Source organism: Vibrio rumoiensis 1S-45, from assembly GCF_000286955.2.
Classification (GTDB): domain Bacteria; phylum Pseudomonadota; class Gammaproteobacteria; order Enterobacterales; family Vibrionaceae; genus Vibrio; species Vibrio rumoiensis_A.
In genome coordinates, this window is the sequence record NZ_AJYK02000027.1 from 1 (window position 1) to 2,674 (window position 2,674).

Below are 2,674 nucleotides of genomic sequence, written 5' to 3' on the forward strand. Positions count from 1 at the left end.
CCCAAGACGGATGATAGGGGTAATTGCCACCATAGTAGCCAATAAGCATATGAAAAGCCATAAATTGTTACTATAATAACAAAAATAGAAAATAAGGCAGATATCCTTCAGTGATTGCATCCAAGCTAATCCCAACCTCCAAATCCAGATTCATTTTTACTAATGAAAAGCTCTGAACTTATAAAGCGCCGGAGCAAAAGCCACACCGGGTAATAAATTGGATAAAACTGGTGGAATTTTTTCTGTCCTTACTTGAACTTTATGTAGATAATCCTTATCAAGAAGCTGACGCAGAGTAAATACGGGACGCAAGCTGGTCGGCATAGCTAAGTATTCAGGCGAAAACGTCAGTATATTTTTCCCACCAGCGTAATGTGCAATAACGGCCACATTTAAGCCATGCAGCTGTATATAAAGCCCTTCAACTTTTTCCGTTAATTTACTCATACGTATTATTCCGATTTAAACCAAAAATCCAGATCATCTGTATCATCGACTAGATCTCCATTCTCTGGTTTCTCACCTAACGTCACGTCAGCATTCTCAGTAGGTTTGTGTCCTTTTGGCGTGATAGATAACTCTAAATTTAAACCTTCAAGCACCCGAAGTAAGGTCGATAGCCTTATATCACTCCCAGCTTCAATGCGTTGGTATTGCTGCTGTTTCATACCAATACGCATCAGCATATCAGATTGTTCCATACCCAAATCTTTACGTTGTTTGATAAGGAGCTGTGCAATATCTTCAATCGTCTTCATCCGTTTACTCATTAACTTGGCCACGCCTCATTACAACACAATAGTTGTAACAAACCAAAAATACAACTATTGCGTTGTTTTGAGTTTTTAAATAAAAGGATAGAACCAAGATCCTATCCTTTAAAATTTAACTCAACATATATGCCGGCTCTACATTACCCGCCAGTAACCGCCCTTTCTCGGCCCTACATACTCTAGTTTCCCTTCTTTCTTAAGCTTAGCGACAGCTCTCTCAACTGTACTTTTAGAAAGTTCTAATTTCACTGCAACTTCCGAGAGCGTTAAAGATCCATTTTTAGCTAATAGGTCAATGATTTGTTCCGCCGGTTTTACCTTCATTTTTACCGTCATTTCTACCTTCACTTTTGCTTTAGTTGAAGTATTAGAAATGGCTTCTTGCAAAGATGTTGCTAAAGCTTGCAATAAAAACTCAATAAAATGAGAACAGTCTGTGGCTTCATCTGCTTCACGAAATGCTTGGTAGTATTCTTCTTGTCTAGATTTGATCACGGTTTCGACGGGCAAATAAGCCAGTAGCGGCTGCCATTCACTCAGTATCAAGGTTTGCCACAAACGCCCCATTCGACCGTTACCGTCACTAAACGGGTGAATGAATTCAAACTCATAATGAAATGCAGCAGAAGCAATTAAAGGATGAGCATCTGTTGTTTCAAGCCATTCTAATAATTGGTGCATTAGACGTGGGATTTGATTCGCTGGTGGAGCCATATGAACTAGTTGTTCACCTCGATAAATGCCAGCACCACCAGAACGCCATTGACCAGCATCATTAAGCAAACCTTTCATTAGCAATCGATGAGCATTAAGAAGATCGTTTGCTTGCCCCTTACTCCATTTAGGCATTTGCGCATAGGTCTCTAACGCATTATGAACTTCCTGAATTTCTTTCGGATGCCCCAGTACCGGCTTGCCTTCAATAACAGCAGTCACTTGTTCTAATGTTAGTGTATTTTGCTCAATCGCCAGTGAAGCTTGAATAGTACGAATGCGATTTTCTCTACGCAATTGAGGCTGTAGATCATCTCGATTATGCGCCGTCCAGTTACCGATCAATTCAGAAATCTCAGCCACCAGCCGCATCATGGTATGGGTTAATTGAAATGGTGGGGAATATGGCATGGTTTGATCCTTTATCCAATTTTATGCTTAACATCCACATCAAATCCCTCTTGGTTAATCATCGACTTTAATCGATCGTTATTCAGAACCTTTAATACTAATTCAATACTTTGTTCGCTCACATGTAGCTTTCCATCATCATTATATTTAATATCCCAACCTTCATTTTCACTAACTACTTTAAGCTGAGCTAAATATAATGGGTCACGGTAATAACCTGAATTTTTAACTTGTGATAATTTTCTAAGCCTTTTTAGATTGCTTCCAACTAAATTTTTCACCTCGTCAGCATCAACAAAAAGATCTTGCTTTTTAAATTCCAAAACAACTTGATCTCTATTTTTTTCCATTCCCACACGAAAATTTAAAGCACTTTCGAAATTCACTTTGTTAGCAATAAAAACTTGCTCATTGTAAGAGAAAAAATCGACCTTACCATCGATCCTAAATACATTTTCGTCTTTAATATCAACCAGAACATTATTTGAAAAAAGTGCATTTGCAAATCCATTCACTTTCTTAGTAGACCAAGAATCTGATACCTTTCTAACCGAATAGAATGATGGTTTATTTTTAACGACCAATCGAGTGATATAAACCCATGAGCCTAACAATTCTTGTTCATTCTCGATGAATTTCGGCTCAACATCTGCTTCAATCGATTTCAACATAAAATCAAAATCAGTTTCATTAACTGGAATTTTTAATAAACTATCATCAAGATCTGCTGTATTAAAATCATAGTCTAAAACTGTATTTGCACTATTAATTTTATT

General features: G+C 37.6%; 4 protein-coding genes. All 4 read right to left on the reverse strand.

What is annotated here, in order from left to right:
* Positions 1-159: 159 nt before the first annotated feature.
* Positions 160-447 (reverse strand): hypothetical protein, encoded by a 288-nt coding sequence (locus A1QC_RS04145; protein ID WP_017024866.1) that lies wholly within the window; start codon positions 445-447, stop codon positions 160-162.
* A 5-nt stretch (positions 448-452) separates the two neighbouring features.
* Positions 453-758 (reverse strand): helix-turn-helix domain-containing protein, encoded by a 306-nt coding sequence (locus A1QC_RS04150; protein WP_017024867.1) that lies wholly within the window; start codon positions 756-758, stop codon positions 453-455.
* A 150-nt stretch (positions 759-908) separates the two neighbouring features.
* Positions 909-1,898, reverse strand: a complete 990-nt coding sequence (locus A1QC_RS04155; RefSeq protein ID WP_017024868.1) for a Fic family protein — start codon at positions 1,896-1,898, stop codon at positions 909-911.
* 11 nt (positions 1,899-1,909) lie between these two features.
* The coding region (locus A1QC_RS04160) for a Kiwa anti-phage protein KwaB-like domain-containing protein (RefSeq protein ID WP_017024869.1) at positions 1,910-2,674 on the reverse strand (765 nt) is incomplete at its 5' end.